General features: G+C 59.4%; 16 protein-coding genes and 2 pseudogenes. 9 read left to right on the top strand and 9 right to left on the bottom strand.

Going from position 1 to position 18432, the window contains the following annotated elements:
- Positions 1-662 precede the first annotated feature (662 nt).
- Positions 663-812, bottom strand: coding sequence for a hypothetical protein (locus AC57B1_RS09100; RefSeq protein WP_183802632.1), 150 nt, complete (start codon positions 810-812; stop codon positions 663-665).
- A gap of 40 nt (positions 813-852) precedes the next feature.
- On the opposite strand from AC57B1_RS09100, the gene AC57B1_RS09095 reads away from it, so the two are divergent.
- A complete protein-coding gene (locus tag AC57B1_RS09095) occupies positions 853-2046 on the top strand; it encodes a replication initiation protein (RefSeq protein ID WP_183802629.1) in 1194 nt (397 codons plus the stop codon).
- A 376-nt stretch (positions 2047-2422) separates the two neighbouring features.
- On the opposite strand, the pseudogene AC57B1_RS09090 reads toward AC57B1_RS09095, so the two are convergent.
- The 5 genes and pseudogenes from AC57B1_RS09090 to AC57B1_RS09070 form a co-directional block, all read right to left on the bottom strand.
- Positions 2423-2683, bottom strand: a pseudogene (locus tag AC57B1_RS09090) (transposase); the annotation flags it as partial.
- Between the two features lie 3 nt (positions 2684-2686).
- A pseudogene (locus tag AC57B1_RS09085) lies at positions 2687-2827 on the bottom strand (IS110 family transposase); the annotation flags it as partial.
- A gap of 102 nt (positions 2828-2929) precedes the next feature.
- Positions 2930-3214, bottom strand: coding sequence for a hypothetical protein (locus tag AC57B1_RS09080; RefSeq protein WP_496417302.1), 285 nt, complete (start codon positions 3212-3214; stop codon positions 2930-2932).
- Positions 3215-4001: 787 nt separating this feature from the next.
- A complete protein-coding gene (locus AC57B1_RS09075; protein WP_496417301.1) occupies positions 4002-5582 on the bottom strand; it encodes an isocitrate lyase in 1581 nt (526 codons plus the stop codon).
- 527 nt (positions 5583-6109) lie between these two features.
- On the bottom strand, positions 6110-7072 hold the full coding sequence (locus AC57B1_RS09070) for a 2-hydroxyacid dehydrogenase (RefSeq protein WP_408351213.1): 963 nt from the start codon (positions 7070-7072) through the stop codon (positions 6110-6112).
- 314 nt (positions 7073-7386) lie between these two features.
- Here AC57B1_RS09070 and AC57B1_RS09065 point away from each other — a divergent pair, with 314 nt between their 5' ends.
- From AC57B1_RS09065 to AC57B1_RS09045, 5 genes are all read left to right on the top strand, one after another.
- Positions 7387-8145, top strand: a complete 759-nt coding sequence (locus tag AC57B1_RS09065; RefSeq protein ID WP_496417300.1) for an SDR family oxidoreductase — start codon at positions 7387-7389, stop codon at positions 8143-8145.
- A gap of 51 nt (positions 8146-8196) precedes the next feature.
- Positions 8197-9510, top strand: coding sequence for an MFS transporter (locus tag AC57B1_RS09060; RefSeq protein WP_496417299.1), 1314 nt, complete (start codon positions 8197-8199; stop codon positions 9508-9510).
- Positions 9511-9536: 26 nt separating this feature from the next.
- On the top strand, positions 9537-9929 hold the full coding sequence (locus AC57B1_RS09055; RefSeq protein WP_408297937.1) for a VOC family protein: 393 nt from the start codon (positions 9537-9539) through the stop codon (positions 9927-9929).
- Between the two features lie 107 nt (positions 9930-10036).
- On the top strand, positions 10037-11281 hold the full coding sequence (locus AC57B1_RS09050) for a citrate/2-methylcitrate synthase (RefSeq protein ID WP_408351204.1): 1245 nt from the start codon (positions 10037-10039) through the stop codon (positions 11279-11281).
- Between the two features lie 299 nt (positions 11282-11580).
- Positions 11581-11943 (top strand): translation initiation factor Sui1, encoded by a 363-nt coding sequence (locus AC57B1_RS09045; RefSeq protein ID WP_408351201.1) that lies wholly within the window; start codon positions 11581-11583, stop codon positions 11941-11943.
- Positions 11944-12012: 69 nt separating this feature from the next.
- Here AC57B1_RS09045 and AC57B1_RS09040 read toward each other — a convergent pair whose 3' ends face one another.
- Together AC57B1_RS09040 and AC57B1_RS09035 are read right to left on the bottom strand one after the other, a co-directional pair.
- Positions 12013-13320, bottom strand: coding sequence for an MFS transporter (locus AC57B1_RS09040; RefSeq protein ID WP_496417298.1), 1308 nt, complete (start codon positions 13318-13320; stop codon positions 12013-12015).
- A gap of 230 nt (positions 13321-13550) precedes the next feature.
- Positions 13551-14294, bottom strand: a complete 744-nt coding sequence (locus AC57B1_RS09035) for a GntR family transcriptional regulator (RefSeq protein ID WP_408351374.1) — start codon at positions 14292-14294, stop codon at positions 13551-13553.
- Between the two features lie 143 nt (positions 14295-14437).
- On the opposite strand from AC57B1_RS09035, the gene AC57B1_RS09030 reads away from it, so the two are divergent.
- Together AC57B1_RS09030 and AC57B1_RS09025 are read left to right on the top strand one after the other, a co-directional pair.
- Positions 14438-15742, top strand: a complete 1305-nt coding sequence (locus tag AC57B1_RS09030; protein WP_496417297.1) for an MFS transporter — start codon at positions 14438-14440, stop codon at positions 15740-15742.
- Between the two features lie 29 nt (positions 15743-15771).
- The gene (locus tag AC57B1_RS09025; RefSeq protein WP_496417296.1) at positions 15772-16629 is read left to right on the top strand and encodes an amidohydrolase family protein; all 858 of its coding nucleotides are present in this window, start codon (positions 15772-15774) and stop codon (positions 16627-16629) included.
- Positions 16630-16725: 96 nt separating this feature from the next.
- Here the strand turns inward: AC57B1_RS09025 and AC57B1_RS09020 are convergent, their stop codons facing one another.
- A complete protein-coding gene (locus AC57B1_RS09020) occupies positions 16726-17322 on the bottom strand; it encodes a TetR/AcrR family transcriptional regulator (protein ID WP_408351189.1) in 597 nt (198 codons plus the stop codon).
- A 304-nt stretch (positions 17323-17626) separates the two neighbouring features.
- Between AC57B1_RS09020 and AC57B1_RS09015 the strand changes: the two genes are divergently transcribed.
- The gene (locus AC57B1_RS09015) at positions 17627-18289 is read left to right on the top strand and encodes a DUF3313 domain-containing protein (protein WP_496417295.1); all 663 of its coding nucleotides are present in this window, start codon (positions 17627-17629) and stop codon (positions 18287-18289) included.
- Positions 18290-18432 lie beyond the last annotated feature (143 nt).

Raw genomic sequence — 18432 nt, 5'->3', positions numbered from 1 at the left:
CAAATCCTTCTCACGATGCCCTTCTAGTAGATCCGCAGCAACGAAAGGTCATGGTTTGTGGGGAGCTTTTCACGGATGCCGGCGACGAAAGGTCATGGTTTGTGGGGCCCTCTTGAAACGGGGACTTGGAAAGGCAGGAGTGCGGGGGAATAGTCGGTTTCCTCCGTGACTGGTCGGCCGAGCCGCAATCTTTGAGCGCCGACTAGAACAGAACCCGCCTGGCTCGAGTTCGCCGAGGGGTGTAGAACCTTCCGCAGTCGTTTGTGCAGACAATCAGATGCCTCTCGCCCACCCATAGAACCGGATGCGCCACCAGCAAAGGTAATGGTTTGTGGGGAATCGGCCCGGTTCCTCGCTGCGTCGCGGCTGAAACCCCACAAACCCTGACCTAGCGCTCTTGCTCATACTTAAATTCGACAACGAATCAATGGGTTGTGCAGGCTTCTGCCCTCCGCCCATAAACCCTGACTTTCCCCATAAAGCCTGACCCTCTGCCCCATATAACACGACCTAAAACGACCAACTTCCCCTCAAACCCTGACCTTTCGCCCCATAGACCATGACCTGATCGCCCGGAAAGCCACGCCAGACAGGCAGCTTGCGGCTGTAAACGCTTTAAAGTGGTTTGTTTTTTAAAAGAAACAACAAACAGCTGTTGGTTCTTAAAGAAATGTGCCGAACACCGTTAGACGATCGGGGCGCTCCAGCATCGCCGCCAGGATTTCGCTTGAAAAGTCATGTTTTATGGGATGCCCGATGCAGCGTTCCTGTCCGTCATCACCAAAGGTCAGATTGAATTCGGTTGCCGACATGACCTTCTCCGCCTAAAATCTCCGCAAAGATGGAGATTTCATGCCGAATTTAAAACCGCTCAATCCGCCACCGAGCGAGCTGAAGAAGCACGTGGCCACCGTCCACGTGAGTGGAGAGCTCTCATTGCTCGAGCGGAAAATCGTAAACGTGCTGCTCTTGAACGCATACGACGAGTTGCTGACAAAAAAACGCCACACATTGCCGGTTGGTATTCTCTGCACAATGCTCGGATTCGACAGCAAAAATCACGATGCTCTCAAGCGCGCGCTACTCAAGGTCATGTCGACGCCGATCTCGTTCGATTTGCTACAAGATGGCGGCAAAACAGACTGGGAGGCGTCACCGCTAATCGCGTACGCTAGTATCAAGAGCGGCACGTGTGCTTACGAATACAGCGATTGGCTCGCGGAAAAGTTGGCCAATCCTGATATTTACACCCTTATCAACATCAATGTTCAGCGTCAGTTCAGCGGCGGATACGCGCTTGCTTTGTACGAGAATTGTCTACGTTTTAAGCGAACTGGCTCAACCGGCTGGATTTCGGTCGAGACTTGGCGACGCCTCCTCGGGGCAGACGCGAGCATGTACGACGAATTCAAGCACTTCTCGAGCGAAGTAATAAAAAAAGCGGTAAAGGAAATCAACCAAGTCTCCAACATAATTGTCACGCCGGAGTACAAACGAGAGGCGAGACGGGTCGTACAGATTCGATTTCTTGTAGAGGACAATCCACAGCGGTCGATGCTTGACAACGAGGAGGATGAGGGGCAGAAGGCGATTCGGGACTCTGACGCCTTCAAAAAACTGACGAAGCTTGGTGTTGGCGACCGACTCGCCATCAGCTGGATTCAACAAGAGCCCGATAGAGCGTTACAAACGGCGCTCTATGTAGAAGACCGCGCCAAGCGAAAACAAATCCGCGGTAACGCCGGCGGCTATGCGAGGACGGTCTTCGAAAAAGGCGCTCGGATTGAGATCGCACCGACTGAGACAGCGCCCGAACCTAAACTTTCGACGAAAGAAGTGGAGGAGGGCGCGGCTGACGAAAGGGCGCGCCGGACATCAGACAAAATAAAGGCATTGTCACTCAAAGAGAAGCAACAATTCGCGGCTGAATATATGAATGAAGGCGGGAAAGGGAACACCTATCTGCACGAACAAGGAACCTTTAAAAACGCCCTGGAAAGAACCGCTTACACGTCTTGGCTGAGGGCCAAGATCGCGGCAAGTTAGGACTATTCCACGCATCAAAAATCACCTTTTCATAGAATCGCCAGGTGCGAAATCACACTTAAGGCCCGCATAAGCACCTCATTCGATCGCCGGATAACGATGAGCGAGCCTAAGTTTTCCGCGATTGTCGCATATGGGCGTCCTCTATCTTTCCCAGCGCGCGCGGAAATACCGCATCTCTGGTTGCAGGAATAGCTCCTAACAAGTGCCTGCTGTTGTAGGTCGCTAGCACTGCGTCCACGATCGCTTCCAGTTCCGCTATTCGCGGGATCATCTTCTCGAAGTTTGGCACATCGAGCCGGAAATATTTCTGCCCGGGCACCATCCTCACCTTCACGCCTCCCGGCAAAACCTCTCTTCCAGTGGTTAGAGCGTGTTAGGCACTTTGAAGTACTGGCACTGCGTGAACGAGCATGAGCATTGCGAAGACCACGAAATGAAGTCCTGCAAGGGTTTCGGGCAGCCGTTCATAATCACGTGCGAGACGGCGGAAACGGTTGAGCCAGCCAAAGCTGCGCTCGACCACCCACCGCCGGGGCAGCAGCACGAAGCCCTTTTTCGCTTCCTCCGGTTTGATTACCTGCAGTTCAATACCTTCATCAAGCGCGGCCTGCGCTGGCTCTTTGCCCGTGTATCCNCGCTTACACAGGCGATCAATATCCGTCTTCGTCGTGCCAATCTTGCCGAGCAGTTCGACCTCGCCTGTGCCCAGCGCATAGGCCACCGTGATCGAATCCTTGTGAACGTCGAGCCCTACGTACAGTGTGCTATCGTTTTCCACGCTGGCCTCCGTGATGGATATCGCCGGGTGTGGCCCTGTCCACACCGTGCGGCTCTGGCAGAAATACTAACCCGCGTTTGAGTCCTCACGGCGGGCCAGCCTCTACCTCGCGGAGTCATACTGACTAGTGGTGCTCATGGCATAGGTGCCATCGGAAGCCGTGGTGGCTTTGGCGCAGACATTGCCTTGCGTGTCGATCGCCTCGACGGTTTGCCCCACCACAGGGTGCCCGTACGCCACCGTGCCGGAGACTTGAGTGATAGTGGGCGCAATCGATGTTGTGACTTCACCGCTTCCGGCGCTTCCGGCGCTTCCACCGTTGCACGCAGCCAGAGACAAGGTCAATACCACCACGGCGGTCACACCGAGGCAAGAACGCAGATTCATAAATAGTCTTGAGGGAAAAGTAAATGCACGACAGGGCCCTGCCCTGTCAGAAGCGATACTGCACGTCGATAAGCGCCACCGCTGCACAATGCCACTCTCTGAACGGCAGATTGTGGCCAGAGACGGTCGCTCCTGGTGCGAGGTCACTTTCCGGTTAACGGCCCAAACCCGTTTCAATTGATGCAGAACTGGCAACAGATGTTTCCCGAGATCGTTGGTTATGCTCGGACTGCATGGTGATATAAGTGCCGCGGCGCCGCAAAAAACGAAGACCACCAAATGGCTTCAAAGGTGAGCAACCATGTGGCCAAGGTCTTAAGTCAGTGCGAAACGTGGACTCCGGGCGGAGCATGCGCGCCGCGAGCATGCAAATTGAACGGCCGCACTCTGGAATTAAACTGACGTTCACTGGCCGACTTCTGGTGCCGGCGAATGACGCTTCGTGCCCGGCAGTACGCATTCGACAATGTCACAGCATCCATGCGCGATTGCTGCTGTCGAACGAACGCTGTGCTGGACTGAGCAGGTATGCGGCATCAACACGCGAATGGCGACTCAGGCCGAATTACGCATGTATCCCGTCCATCACCTTCCGGAGTACTACAGCCGTTCAAACGGCGGGTTTCCCTGCTCGCTGAATGACAGGTTGTGGCCGATCTGGTTGAAACAGTCGGCGCCGATGTGGAATGTCAGGTATCCTGGAAGGCATCAAACGACGGGATTGAATCGTCATGAAAAAAAACGCCAACCCTTACGGGTTGGCGTTTTGCTTACGACGATGCCGATATCAGAACTGGTTCATCGTATTGTCTTTCCCCGCCGCTTTCAGCGCCGCTTCGCCGCTGAAATACTCCTTGTGGTCGTCGCCGATGTCCGAGCCGGACATGTTCTGGTGCTTGACGCAGGCGATGCCCTCGCGGATTTCCTTACGCTGCACGCCAGCCACATAACCCAGCATGCCCTGGTCGCCGAAGTATTCCTTGGCCAGGTTGTCTGTCGACAATGCCGCGGTGTGATAGGTCGGCAGCGTAATCAGGTGGTGGAAGATCCCTGCTTCGCGCGACGCATCCGCCTGGAAAGTCCTGATCTTTTCGTCGGCGAGCTTCGCCAGTTCGGTCTGATCGTATTCCACGCTCATCAGCTGCGCGCGGTCGTATGCCGACACATCCTTGCCCGCGGCCTTCAACGCGTCATACGCCTGCTGGCGGAAATTCAGGGTCCAGTTGAACGACGGGCTGTTGTTGTACACCAGCTTGGCGTTCGGGATGACTTTGCGAATCTCGCTGACCATGCCGCCGATCTGGGCGATGTGCGGTTTTTCGGTTTCGATCCACAGCAGGTCTGCGCCGTTTTGCAGCGCGGTGACGCAATCCAGTACGCAGCGCGCTTCGCCGGTACCGGCGCGGAACTGGAACAGATTGCTAGGCAGGCGCTTGGGACGCAGCAGCTTGCCGTCACGCTTGATGATGACGTCGCCATTGCCCAGTTCGTCGGCCGACAATTCTTCACAATCAAGGAAGGAATTGTATTGGTCGCCCAGATCGCCCGGCGTGTTGGTCACGGCGATCTGCTTGGTCAGGCCGGCGCCCAGCGAGTCGGTACGCGCCACGATGATTCCGTCGTCCACACCCAGTTCCAGGAAGGCGTAGCGAATGGCGCGAATCTTGGCGAGGAAGTCCTCGTGCGGCACGGTGACCTTGCCGTCCTGGTGGCCGCACTGCTTCTCGTCGGACACCTGGTTTTCGATCTGGATGCAACATGCGCCCGCTTCAATGAACTGCTTGGCCAGCAGATACGTTGCTTCGGCGTTGCCGAATCCCGCGTCGATGTCGGCGATGATAGGCACGACGTGGGTGACGTGGTTGTCGATTTTTTCCTGGATGGCGGCCTTGGCAGCGCCTTCAGCGGCGTCGAGCTGGCGGAACAGGCCGCCCAGTTCACGGGCGTCTGCCTGGCGCAAGAACGTGTACAGCTCGCGGATCAGCGCGCTGACGGAAGTTTTCTCGTGCATCGACTGGTCAGGCAGCGGGCCGAACTCGGAGCGCAGCGCGGCCACCATCCAGCCGGACAGGTAAAGGTAACGGCGCTCCGTGCTGTTGAAGTGCTTCTTGATGGAGATCATCTTCTGCTGGCCGATGAACCCGTGCCAGCAGCCCAGCGACTGGGTGTATTTGGACGGGTCGGCATCGTAAGCCGCCATGTCGGCGCGCATGATTCTCGCCGTGTACCTGGCGATGTCCAGGCCCGTCTTGAACTTGTTCTGAGCACGCATGCGCGCCGCGTACTCGGGGTTGATGGCATTCCAGGCGCTGCCGTGATTCTCTTTCAAACCAGCAACTGCCTGAATGTCGTCTTGATATTGGGCCATGTGACTCTCCTAAGAGCAAAGCGCGTTTAACTAAGTGGTTCAGCGCGGCGTCGCTACGTTTTTCGAAGCGAGCTGCATGACTAAATAGTAACGCCACCCGTCCCGAGTCTTATATAAGACATAAGACATATTTTTCTCTTATATTTCAAATAGATACGCGGCAATTTTTGCGATGCAAAACCAGTTTTCAAACAACGAAATGATCCTGATCCGGAGATTCGCGTTGAATCCCGCATTGTGAAACGCGCTTTCGCTGACGGAGGAAGGACAGCCGATCGATTCCGCTGCCATCGTCTGTGTGCCGGCACTAGGCGCGTACCGTCTCGCGCATGCTTGGCCGAGTGCCTGTTGCGATTCGAATGTTGTCACTGGTCCACAGTGAGAAGCGCGGCGCGCTGGGTCGCAGCGGGCCGTATGACGGGCCGCGCTGCTGGCCGCTGAAGCACAGGTGTAATTGGACGACCTCGCGACGCTCCCGCTGCTGCGTCACGCGAGCTTTACAAGCTCTGATTCGCAGGAGCCGGGATTCACACCGGATTCAGCGCGGCCCGCCCATCCAGCACGGCGGCAACGTTATCCAGCGCCGTGAAACCCATCTGGTCGCGAGTCTCGATCGTGGCGCTCGCCATGTGCGGCGTTAGAAACACGTTATCGAGCGCCGCAAAACGCTTGTCGACATTCGGCTCATTCCGGTACACGTCCAGGCCCGCGCTGAACAGATGTCCCGAAGTCAGCGCTTCATAAAGCGCATCTTCATCCACAAGACCGCCACGCGCCGCGTTGACAAAGACCGCGCCCTTGGGCAGCAGCCCAAACTCATTTTTTGTCATTAGCGGGACGCCACCGCCCGGCACGTGCAGCGTGAGCACCTGGCAGTGCGGCAGCATATCCTCGAGGCTGGCGTAGTACGTCGCGCCATTCTCCAGCGACTCAGGCGCACGGTTAATGTCCGTGTAAATCACGCGCATGCCGAAACCCTGCGCACGCTTCGCGACCGCTCGTCCGATACGCCCGAATCCGACAATGCCGAGCGTCTTGCCGTTGACCCGCGTCCCGAGCATTTCGGTCATGCCGAACGATTTTCCCCAACCGTTGCGCATGATTCGTTCGTACTCCGACGCACGCCGGCAGGCAGTGAGCACGAGCAGCATCGAGAAATCGGCCGTGCATTCGGTCAACGCATCAGGCGCGTTTGTGACGACAATTCCCCTTTCGCGGGCAGCGGCCACGTCCATGTGATCGAAGCCCGCGCTCGCGTTGGCAATGATCCTGACTGTCGAAGGCAGTGCGGCGATGTGCTCCGCTTGCAACCCGGACTTCTTGCCGATCAGTACGGCGGGCACGTCGTGTTTCTTGCAGAAGTCGACGACCGACCACGAGTCCATATCGGACTCGGTCACGAAGGCATGAAAATCGGCCTCGGCGCGCTTCGCCACGGCGGTGGGAACTTTGCGCGCAATCAACAGCCTGGTACGGTTATCTTTCGACATGGTTTTTCCTTGGGTAGGCAGACGTCGAGAGACTACGAAACAGCAGACCGGGCCGTCAATGTTGATTGGATGAATCAACTCCTCGGAAATGATGAGCCCTCTATTCGCCCCGGTGCGCGCTGCATGCCCCTATCCCTTTCCTTTCGCGCCCCTTGTCTGTCCCGCCACACGCAACGCCCGAATCAGGAAAACCCTGGTGCGAACCCCATCGGCAAAGCGCTCAGATGTTGATTCAATGAATCAAGATTGCTCGACGCATGGCACGAATGCAACTCTGCACCCCATGTTCAATTGACCTGTCGAGAGGAAGTGAAATGCCTGCATCGAAGAAATTTGCAGCCGTGACGGGCGCCGGCTCCGGCATCGGCCGCTCCGCCGCCATGGCGCTCGCCCACGCCGGATTCGCCGTCGCGCTCCTCGGGCGCAGAGCGGAACCGCTGCTGGAGACGAAGGAGGCAATCGGCATCGCCGGTGGGCAAGCGCATGTGTTTCAGACCGACGTCGCCGACGCAGCCTCGGTCGAGCGCGCGTTTTCGCAGATCGCCGAGACATTCGGCCGCCTCGACGTGCTCTTCAACAACGCGGGGCGCAACGCGGGCGCCGTCCCGCTCGAAGACTACGAGGTCGAATTCTGGAACGATGTCGTCGCCACCAATCTGACCGGCGTGTTCCTGTGCGCTCGCGCCGCCTATCGCTTGATGAAAGCGCAATCCCCGCAAGGCGGACGAATCATCAACAATGGATCGATCTCGGCGCACTCGCCGCGGCCGCATACCATCGCCTATACGGCGACCAAGCATGCGATCACCGGCATTACCAAATCGATTGCGCTGGACGGACGAGCGTTCAACATCGCCTGCAGTCAGATCGATATCGGCAACGCGGCCACCTCGCTCACGGAACGCATGAACCGCGGCGTACTGCAAGCGGACGGACGTCTGGCGCCTGAAGCAAGAATGGACGTGACGCACGTTGCGAATGCCGTCGCGCACATGGCCAGTCTGCCGCTCGAGGCCAATGTGCTCAACATGACCATCATGGCGAGCGCCATGCCGTTCGTCGGCCGCGGATAGATCGCCCTTTCGCCAATAAAAAAACAACAGGCCAATGTTATGGAGACACCGATGAAAGTCATAGAGGAAAAAACCTTGCCGCCGCGAAACGCGGCCTTCGCGGATACCGCGAAACGCTCCAGAATCCGGTATGTCGTGCTCTCGATGTTGCTCGTGGCCACTATCCTCAACTACGTGGACCGCTCGGCGCTGGGCATCGTTGCACCGGGGCTCTCGAAGGGGCTCGGGCTCGACAGGATGCAAATGGGCGAACTGTTCGCGGCATTCGGCCTCGCCTATTCCATTGCTCTCGTGCCCGGCGGGGTGCTGACCGACGTTCTGGGCTCGCGCATTGCCTATGCGCTGTCTCTCGTCGGCTGGTCTTTCGCCACGCTGACGCAGGGTCTCGCGAGCGGCTATCACATGCTGCTCGGATCGCGGCTCGCGATCGGCGCACTGGAGGCGCCCGCCTTCCCTTCGAACGCGCGCGCCGTGACGCTGTGGTTTCCCGCGCGGGAGCGCGGCTTCGCAACCAGCGTCTACGTCATGGGCCAATACATCGGCACGCCCTTGTTTACCGGCTTGTTGCTGTGGATCTCCGCCGCGTACGGCTGGCGCGCGGTGTTTTTCGCGACGGGAGGCTTCGGCATTCTGTTCAGCCTTCTCTGGTACCGGGTGTATCGCGATCCACATCGGCACGCGAGCGTGAATGCTGCCGAGTTGCAGTACATCAATGACGGCGCGACGACGCGCAAGGCACGCGAAAAATTCGACTGGCGCATGGCGCTCAAACTGCTCAGCTACCGGCAGATTCTCGCCATCTGTCTTGGCAAGTTCTGCAATAACACCTTGCTGGTCTTCTTCACCACGTGGTTCATGACCTATCTGATCGAAGCGCGCCACATGTCGATGATCAAGGTCGGGATCTTCCAGGCGTTGCCTTTCATTGGTGCGACGCTCGGCATTCTCCTTGCCGGCTCCCTGTCGGATTTCTTCATCCGGCGCGGGGTGTCGATTTCCACGGCGCGCAAGACGCCGCTCGTCGTCGGCACGCTGCTCGGCGCTTCGATCGTGCTCGTCAATTTCGTCGAGTCGAACGAGGCCGTGATCGCGATCCTGACGATTGCGTTCTTTGCGCAGGGTGTGGGATCGATGTCGTGGGCCGCCGTCTCCGAAATCGCGCCCCGACAGTACGTGGGACTGACGAGCAGCATCACCAGTCTCGCGGCCAATATCGCGGGTGTTACCACGCCGCTCATGATCGGCTATATCACCCACCACACCGGCCACTTCTACTGGGCTCTGAACCTGATGGGCGCGATCTGCCTGCTCGGCGCGTTCTCATACTCCGTGCTGCTGGGGAAGCTTTCCCGCATCGAACTGTGACGCTTGCGACTATTCAGAGAAATCGAATGATTGAATTCAAGTGGGATCATCTGCAACTGTGCTCGGCAGACGCCGAAGCGACCGCCGCATGGTTTGCGCGCTGTCTGAACGCTGAAATCGTGCGACGTCCGGGACGCGTGGATTTGCGCATCGGCAACATCAATCTTTTCATCACGCCGCTGGCGAACGCGCAAGCCGGCCGGCTTCCTCAGGGCGAGCAAAGACAGGGCATCGATCATTTCGGCGTGGTGGTGGACGATCTCGATGCCGCGTTCGAGCATCTGCTTCGCTGTGACGCGGAAATCGTCGCGCCGGTCAAGCAGGTTCGCGCCGGCGTCCGAGCCTGCTTCGTACGAGCGCCGGGCGACATTCTCGTCGAGATTCTGGAGCGACGACCCGCCGAGATGACTTTCACCTGAAAAAACGTCACTATTGACGCTGGATTGGTCGCGCTCATAGGCAACGCGCGACCAGCATCGTAACGCCTCTTCTGCCGCGTTGTGCTGCATCACTTGCCTGTCATCCCATGCGAAACTGGATAACTCTGACTGAAGCGGCCCGACAACTCGGCGTGCAGGCGCAGACTGTCTACGCGTACGTCAGTCGAGGCACCATTGCGGTCATGCCGGACCCGCATGACCCGCGCAAGAGTCTCTATCGTGCGGAGGACGTCGCCGGTCTGTGCCGCAAAAAGCAGGTGGGACGTAAGCGCGAGGCGCTCGCCGCCGGAATGATATTCGGTGCGGAGCCCTGCATTTACAGCGGCATCACCACGTTCTCAAAAGGTCGGCCGTACTACCGGGGACGCGATAGCATCCGGCTAGCGGACACGGCGACGCTCGAGGAAGTAGCGGCCATTCTCTGGAATGCGCGCGCGCCCGTTTCGTTCGAAGCCGGTGGTCTGCCGCTGCAGGGCGACGAGCGTGGCAGGCAATGCGCGTTCACTTCGCTGGCGGCGCTCGCGGCCAGCGGGCACTCGACCATCGGACGCACGGACAGCGCACTGCATGTCGAAGCCGGCCGGCTCGTGGCGCTCATCGCGCAAGCGTTTGGCGCGCGTGGTGACGCGCATGCACTTGGGACACATGAGCGGCTCGCGCTCGGTTGGGGCCAGGACCGCGATGCCGCCGAACTCATCCGCCGTGCGATGGTTCTCGTGGCCGATCACGAGATAACGAGTTCGGCGTTCGCCGCCAGAATTACCGCCTCCACCGGCGCGTCGCTGCCGGGATGCCTGCTCACGGGACTCGCGACCTTATCGGGCCCGCTGCATGGCGACGCGTCGGGCCGCGTGCGCGCCGTGTTCGACGACGTTGGACGGCTCGGCGCGGAACACGTCGTTGCTCATCACTTGCAGTCGGCCATTCCGATACCGGGCTTCGGGCATCATCTCTATCCGGACGGCGATCCGCGAGCGGCCGCCTTGCTCGAAGTGTTGAATCCACCTCGGGAGCTCGTCTCGTTCATCGACAAGGTGGTCGAGCTGACCGGACTCCAGCCGAATATCGACGTTGCGCTCGCGGCTCTTGCGGCCCAGTTGGCGTTGCCACGCGATACGTCGTTCGCGTTGTTCGCAACGGCCCGCAGCGTGGGATTGCTCGCCCATTGTATCGAGCAGTTGCGGGTGGGCAAGGTCATACGGCCACGAAGCCGCTATACCGGGCGCGCGCTGGAAGACGCCAGCCCGCCGCTGCCGCCCGAAGGCGCCGAGAAGCCACTCGACCCGGCCACGCTCGACAAGAATCGGCTGTTCAAGGCGGTCGATTCCTGAGAAGACGTAATCGATCAATCGCTTGCGTCATGCATCTGATCGAACCGTCCTGTGCGCGGCGGCCCACGGCGCGCTCAAAGATCACGCACCTTGCCAGTCGATTTCGATTGCGGACAGCATGGCAGATAGCGGCCGTGGGAAAGCTGGTTGAACGAGTTCAACGCACTGCTCTTTCGCGGCCCACCCCTCGCACTATCCGCAAGCTCCGGGCGACCTCACCTGACCATGTCGGCTACTGAAGCACACCTGCTAAACTCGCCCCGATTCCCGACTTATAAGCGTCTTCGAGTAAGCCAATCATGAAAAGTAGTTCAAAAGGCGGCCTTGTCTATTCCACCGACGGCGGGCGGATGTGCCCCGGGTGCAGGCGCCCCCTCGCGGACTGTGTCTGCAAGGCAGTGGCCGCGACATCGCAGGCGGGTGATGGCGCGGTGCGAGTGTCTCGCGAGACCAAGGGCCGCGGAGGCAAGAGCGTGACACTCATAAGAGGGCTGGCGCTCGAGCCGCTCGCTTTGGCGTTGCTAGCCAAGCAGCTGCGCGCGGTCTGCGGTTCTGGCGGGACCGTCAAGGACGGCGTAATTGAAGTGCAAGGCGATCATTGCGAGCGGGTCATTGAGGCACTCAAAAAGCACGGCCATAACGCTAAGCGGGCCGGGGGTTAATTGCTTCAACGAGCGACGGCGCGACGAGATCAATCGGCCGCTCGCGGCTAGCAAGCGGCAGCGATTCAATCAAAGCGAAACCGTTGATGATGCAAGCGCCGCCTTGCGATTCCCACCCACTACCGACGCAATGGCGGTCCCAATTGCGAGCGCCAACAGGCATGCTGTCGGAACAAGCATTGGTGCGACGTGGCTATTACTGACTTTGCCAACGTACGGCATCAGGTTCTGTCCGAAGAACCCGCCAAGATTGCCGATGCAGTTGATAGCCGCGACGCTTGCTGCGGCTCGGGCGCCGGAAAAGAAACGCGGGGGCAGCGACCAGAAGCAAGGGTACAGCAGAGGAATACAGGCGCCGCCCAAACACAGCGCAATAAAGCGCAACGACACGGTCGGCAATACGAGGCTGGAAGCAAAGCATACGACGCCGATGCCTGCCACCACGACCATTGCTTTTAGCACCACCGGCTCACGCTTGAGTTTCCCGGGAAGCCAAAGCAGAAGAAGTGTCGCGAGTGCCCACGGAATCATGTTGAGCAGGCCGTTGACGCTCGAAGAAACGCCCCAGCTCTTGACCAACGTAGGCATCCAGTACGTAACACCGTACAGCGACGTCGACATCATCATGTAGGTCGCGGCAAACATAAGCACCTTCGGGTCGAGCAATGCGGCCCATGGTCGTGACTCTTTTGCCTCGGGGGACGCTTCGCGCTCGAGCGCCGCGATCACCATGTCCTGTTCATCCCGGGAGAGAAAGGTCGCTTGCTTGACTGAGCTCGGCAGAAACTTCAGTGCTACGAACGCAATCAGTATTGCCGGAATGCCGGTCGCGAGGAAGACCCATTGCCAACCAGCCAGTCCCAGTGTCCCACCCAAGGAAAGCAGCATGCCTCCAACCAGCGAACCTAACATGTTCGCGAGCGAACTGCCGAGTGTGAACAGCCCGAGCACGCGCGTCCGGTAGCTCTGAGGAAACCACTGCGTCAGATAGTAAATGACACCTGGATAGAACCCGGCCTCTGCAACACCCAGTGCGAACCGGAATGAATAAAACACCGGCAGCGACTTCGTGAACGCCATTAACACCGTAATGACGCCCCACGTAATCATGATGCGCGCAAGCCAGGTGCGGGCGCCGAAACGATGCAATGCCAGAGTGCTGGGCACCTCGAACAGGAGGTAGCCGATAAAAAACAGCGAGGCGCCCAAACCGTAGGCGGCTTCCGTCATGCCGAGCGCCTGAACCATTTCCAGTTTCGCGAAACCGACATTCTGCCGATCGATGAATGCGATGAGAAACATGACGATGAGCAACGGCATCAGCCGCCATGCCATTTTCCTCATCACCTGCTGCTCGCGTATAACCGCCGTAGACATGTTCGCTCCAAAGGTCCATGCCCGCTGCCGTGACTGGCGTTTCGCAGAGCGCCCGGTCAAACGAAAACAAGCAAATTTATATAGTCATATATATGTGTGTATGTTTGGGGCCAATCTGCAATGAGGTATAACCCGGACGGACGGGCGTACGAACGCACGCGGCGCTGCTGCTTCAGCAGGCCGCCTGCCTATGTTCGTATGTTCGGAGCGGAAAGAAGGAAGTCGCGCTGTCAGCGAATGTCGACCTGATACTGGAAGGCTGACGCAGCACCACGCGTGGTGCGCCATTCAATAGGTGTTCCGGCAAAATCGGACGCCACACGGTGCACGAGAATGACCGGGCTGCCAACATCGATACGCAAAAGCGCTGCATCGGCTTCTGTGGCCTGCTCGACGTTCAGGATTTCCCTGGCCGATGCTACGATTTGCCGGCAGAGCCGCTCGTAAAGCGGATACAGCAAGTCTTCGAAATCGCCGAGGGGGAGTGTCGCCAGCCCTTCGAAACGGCTTCGAGGCAGCCATATTTCTTCCGACAAGACCGGTTGCCCGTCAATCAGCCGTACTCTTGAGAGATGAACCGCCTTCTCGGTCGCCTTCATCCGCAACGTGGAGCGAATCCTCTCGTCCGGCTTGACGACTTCGCGGCGGAGCACTTTTGCTGTCGGTCGGACCGGTTTGCCGTCAACCGACTTGAACCGGAAGAAGCGGAACAACGACGAATCGAAGCGAGGACGCCGCACGAAGGTTCCCTTTCCCTGAGTGCGGGTGAGCACGCCGTCGGCCACCAGCAAATCAATCGCCTTGCGAAGGGTTCCGGTCGACACGGCGTAGAACTGGCTAAGCTCCGCCTCGGTGGCGATCGCCTTTTCGGGCTCCCACTCGCCCTCCGCAATGCGACGCACCAGGTCGTCGCGCAGTTGCTGGTATCGGGGCAACCGACCGTCTGGCGTGCCCGAGAACGATTGCGTATCCATCATTCATCTAGTTGTTCACAGGAATGGTCACTTTACAACAACCCGTGAAGACGAGGGTAAATCCTCAATGACATTTTCCTGGACGACTCTAGACTATACATATAGTCATATACATGAATATATGAATTTCAGTGGAGACGGCGATGCTCACGTGGTACAAACAAGGGACACCCCTCGAACGCAGCACCTTCTGGGGTTGTTTCGCCGGCTGGGGCCTCGATGCCCTCGACGTGCAGATGTTCACCCTGGCAATCCCCGCCATCATTGCAGCCTACGGCATCGACCACACACAGGCGGGCGCCATCAGCGGAGTGACCCTGGTGTCGTCGGCGCTGGGCGGCTGGCTGGCGGGCGCCTTGTCCGACAGGATCGGTCGGGTTCGGACGCTGCAGATTACGATCCTCTGGTTTGCAAGCTTCACCTTCCTATGTGCGTTTGCCCAAAGTTTTCCCCAGTTGCTGGTCCTGAAAGCACTCCAGGGTTTTGGGTTCGGCGGGGAGTGGGCAGCCGGCGCAGTGCTGATGGCGGAGACCATCCGTTCCGAACACCGCGGCAAGGCCATGGGAGCCGTGCAGAGCGCGTGGGCTGTTGGTTGGGCCGGCGCCGTGCTTCTGTATGCAGCAGCGTTTTCATGGCTACCGTCGGACACCGCGTGGCGTGTCATGTTCGGGGTCGGCCTGCTACCGGCACTCCTCGTTCTCTACGTCCGCCGCAATCTTCGCGAGCCGGCGCGCATCGCCCCGACTACTGCTGAGCCGTCCGTTTCAGTGTGGGCACAGGTCGCACAAGTATTTCAGCCACGCGTCATCAAGACCACGGTGGTAGGCGCGATTCTCGGTACAGGTGCTCACGGTGGGTACTACGCCATCATGACCTGGCTGCCGACCTTCCTCTCAAAGGAAAGACATCTGTCGGTCCTGAACACGGGTGGATACCTTGCCGTCGTCATCGTTGCCTTCTGGTGCGGCTGCATGGCGAGCGCCTACCTGCTCGACCGGATTGGCCGCCGCCGCAACATCGCCTTCTTCGCCTTTGCGTGCATTGTCACGGTCCTGGCTTACGTCATGCTTCCGTTGAGCAACACGGAGATGCTCATCCTGGGTTTTCCGCTCGGCTTCTTTGCCGCCGGCATTCCGGCCAGTCTGGGTGCGCTCTTCAACGAACTCTATCCGGCAGACATGCGAGGCACGGGCGTCGGCTTCTGCTACAACTTTGGGCGTATCGCCTCGGCAGGTTTTCCCGTGCTGGTCGGCTACATGAGTCATTCGATGTCGCTCGGAGCAGCGATTGGTATCGACGCGGCCATTGCGTACGGGCTGGCGATGGTTGCCGTGTTGGCGCTTCCCGAAACGCGCGGCAGGCGGTTGCGGCCGACTGGCGTCGAGCAGTCTTCACAGCCGGTCGCCGATGCCGAGTTTGCGCTTGACCATCCCCGGAGCCAGCGATGACTCAGGCACCACCCATTGCGCGGCGAGCCGTGCCCCGCGTCGACACGCACGCGCACGTGTTTGCAAGAACACTGCCGCTCGCGGACGGACGGCGCTACGCACCCGGCTATGACGCAACCCTGGACGCCTACCGGAAGCTTCTGGACGCGAGCGACATTGGACATGCCGTGCTGGTCCAGCCAAGTTTTCTCGGTACCGACAACAGCTATCTTTTACAGGCGTTGACCACGGACCGGATCCGGCTGCGCGGGGTAGCGGTCGTTTCCCCCGATATTTCGGAAGACGAACTGGCGCAACTGAACGCCGATGGCATTACTGGTGTGCGCCTCAACCTTGTGGGGCAGACGCTCCCCGACATCGGCACGGCGCGCTACGCGACGTTATGGCGGCGGTTATCGAAACTCGGCTGGCATGTCGAGTTGCATCGGCAGGCGTCGGACCTGGCGCCACTCATCACCACTTTGCTGGATGTGGGCTTGCCAGTCGTAGTCGACCATTTTGGCCGCCCAGCCCTGGATAGCGGCACCAGCGACCGCGGGTTCAAGGACCTGTTGGAGCTTGGCTGTTCGGGTCGTGTATGGGTCAAGATCTCGGGCGCTTACCGTTGCGCGAAGCCCGGCTCGAATTTCATGTGCGAAGCCACGGACCAACTGATCGACGCATTTGGCGCCGAGCGCCTGATGTGGGGCAGTGATTGGCCACACACGCAGTTTGAACACGCGACAGACTACCGCCAGACACTTTCCGCGTTGCTGGACTTACGTCTTGCGCCCTCGCTCGTCGATGCAATTCTGTGCTCAACCCCGCATTCGTTTTACGGGTTCGATAAAGAGCCCGTGTCGACCGACCGGAATCCGCTCTGCCGAGTCGCAAGCTATCGCACATAAGGATGTGCAAGCCCCCCGCTCTCGCCCACGCGTCGACGCGCCGTTCGCGATGAACCAGCGCGACACCCGCTCAGCACATTGACGTGACCGCGTGGCTCAGCCCGCGGTCCGTTTGCGACGTTTTGCCTGCGAATGCGAACCTTGCCAGCTCGCTTCGTCGAGGAGGCGATCGAACAGCCGGTCGCGAGTCGAATCGTCCAGCGGCGAGAGTCCCAACAGAGAGTGAAACGCGAGACCGCTGGCGGCGAAGTATCGCAATAGCGACAGGTCGAGGTCGGTCGCTTCATCCTGCAAGGCCTTCATTTTCTCCGCGTCGGACATCTTCAATTCGTCGAGCAGGTTGGGATTCTCGACCAGCGCGGCGAGAACCGCTCGTGCGACGGAATTCGGCTGATTGATCGATTCCCGATAAATCGCGATCTGTGCGGCGAGATTCGGCTCCGCTTTCGACGCGCCCTCCTTCGCCATATAGTCGCGTGCAATCTGCTCGAACTGCTGCTTCTGATGTTCCAGCAACGCGCACAGCACCCCCTGCCTGGTGCGGAACTGATGCAGCAGTCCCCCCTTGCTGATGCCGCTTTCACGCGACAACGAATCGAACGTCAGTCCGCCGACACCTTCGCGGGTCAGGATGGTAAGGGCTGCATCGATTGCCTTCTTGCGGGAAATCTCCGAACGGGTCTGGTTATCCATTATCGATATTGATGACGTTGCCACACTGGCCGTGCTGGCCCGGTGGCTGCCGCGTCGTGATGGTATTGGGCAAATGATTCGCCGCCGTGGATCGGTGCCGGCGAGCAGCCGCGCCATCCGTCGGCACAAGCAGCGCTCGCTCTGAGCGTTGGAATTGTACCGCTCAAGCCACCATATCAACAAACCGGATAGACGGTTTACATAGAATAAAGACAGTGCTACTGTTCGGCCTCATCAGCCTTCGCCTCAACCGCACGCCGCCCGGCATTCACCGGCACTCAATCCGCCCATCAAGGAACCCGCAATGTTCACGATCAAACTCGTCCCGCTTCTCTTCGCCGGCACAGCGGTACTCGCCCTCGCCGCCTGCGCGGGCGTGCAACCGGTCGCCTATACAGGCATCGCATCGTCGTCGCAGTTGAAGCAGAACCGCGACGACGATGCGGGCAAAGTGCCCTACAAGTACGCGGCGCCGGTGGTCTGGTCGCGCTACACGCAGGTGGTGCTGGACCCCGTGGCCGTCTATCAGGGCAGTGACAACCAGTTCGGCGAATTGAAAGCCGCCGACCGGGCCGCGCTCGCCGACTACATGCAAAAGACGTTCTCGGAAAAACTGGCGAAACGGTTCGACATGGCCACCCAGCCCGGCCCCAACACCTTGCGGATCAAACTGACCTTGACCGGCGCCGAAAGCACGACGTTGCTGGTCGGACAGTTCATGCATTTCGACCTTGCGGGCAATCTCTACAACGGCGTGCAGTCGATCCGCGGCGGCCAGGGTGCATTCAGCGGCTCGGTGTCGTACGCCGTGGAAGTCCATGACGCCGCGAGCGGTCAACTGCTGAAAGCCTACGTATCCAAGCAATATCCGAACGCAATGAATCTGCCGGCCGCTTTCGGGTCGCTGGGCGCTGCGAAGACGGGACTCGACAAGGGAGCGGATGCGCTGGTGGCGCAGCTTCATTAACCGGTCCGCGTTCGCTGTCCATCAGGCGGGTCTCTTCAGAAGGTTCGGACACCATGTGCTCGCGGCATCCAGGTAGTCCCCGTACGCGCAGCCAGCGCAAGGCTTGCGGCCCGCAAGTGTTGACCTCGGGCGGCGGACCGCGT

Source organism: Paraburkholderia sp. BGA-UO-ETr-F21 (assembly GCF_059567925.1).
This window is presented reverse-complemented; position numbering and strand designations above follow the sequence as displayed.

What these genes read in the sequence shown, in the direction of transcription:
- AC57B1_RS09050 (WP_408351204.1), top strand. Translation starts at nt 10,037, where the DNA reads ATGCGAAACTGGATAACTCTGACTGAAGCGGCCCGACAACTCGGCGTG.
- AC57B1_RS09020 (WP_408351189.1), bottom strand. Translation starts at nt 17,322, where the DNA reads ATGGATAACCAGACCCGTTCGGAGATTTCCCGCAAGAAGGCAATCGAT.
- AC57B1_RS09035 (WP_408351374.1), bottom strand. Translation starts at nt 14,294, where the DNA reads ATGGATACGCAATCGTTCTCGGGCACGCCAGACGGTCGGTTGCCCCGA.
- AC57B1_RS09080 (WP_496417302.1), bottom strand. Translation starts at nt 3,214, where the DNA reads ATGAATCTGCGTTCTTGCCTCGGTGTGACCGCCGTGGTGGTATTGACC.
- AC57B1_RS09060 (WP_496417299.1), top strand. Translation starts at nt 8,197, where the DNA reads ATGAAAGTCATAGAGGAAAAAACCTTGCCGCCGCGAAACGCGGCCTTC.
- AC57B1_RS09075 (WP_496417301.1), bottom strand. Translation starts at nt 5,582, where the DNA reads ATGGCCCAATATCAAGACGACATTCAGGCAGTTGCTGGTTTGAAAGAG.
- AC57B1_RS09095 (WP_183802629.1), top strand. Translation starts at nt 853, where the DNA reads ATGCCGAATTTAAAACCGCTCAATCCGCCACCGAGCGAGCTGAAGAAG.
- AC57B1_RS09040 (WP_496417298.1), bottom strand. Translation starts at nt 13,320, where the DNA reads ATGTCTACGGCGGTTATACGCGAGCAGCAGGTGATGAGGAAAATGGCA.
- AC57B1_RS09030 (WP_496417297.1), top strand. Translation starts at nt 14,438, where the DNA reads ATGCTCACGTGGTACAAACAAGGGACACCCCTCGAACGCAGCACCTTC.
- AC57B1_RS09065 (WP_496417300.1), top strand. Translation starts at nt 7,387, where the DNA reads ATGCCTGCATCGAAGAAATTTGCAGCCGTGACGGGCGCCGGCTCCGGC.
- AC57B1_RS09070 (WP_408351213.1), bottom strand. Translation starts at nt 7,072, where the DNA reads ATGTCGAAAGATAACCGTACCAGGCTGTTGATTGCGCGCAAAGTTCCC.
- AC57B1_RS09100 (WP_183802632.1), bottom strand. Translation starts at nt 812, where the DNA reads ATGTCGGCAACCGAATTCAATCTGACCTTTGGTGATGACGGACAGGAA.
- AC57B1_RS09015 (WP_496417295.1), top strand. Translation starts at nt 17,627, where the DNA reads ATGTTCACGATCAAACTCGTCCCGCTTCTCTTCGCCGGCACAGCGGTA.
- AC57B1_RS09055 (WP_408297937.1), top strand. Translation starts at nt 9,537, where the DNA reads ATGATTGAATTCAAGTGGGATCATCTGCAACTGTGCTCGGCAGACGCC.
- AC57B1_RS09045 (WP_408351201.1), top strand. Translation starts at nt 11,581, where the DNA reads ATGAAAAGTAGTTCAAAAGGCGGCCTTGTCTATTCCACCGACGGCGGG.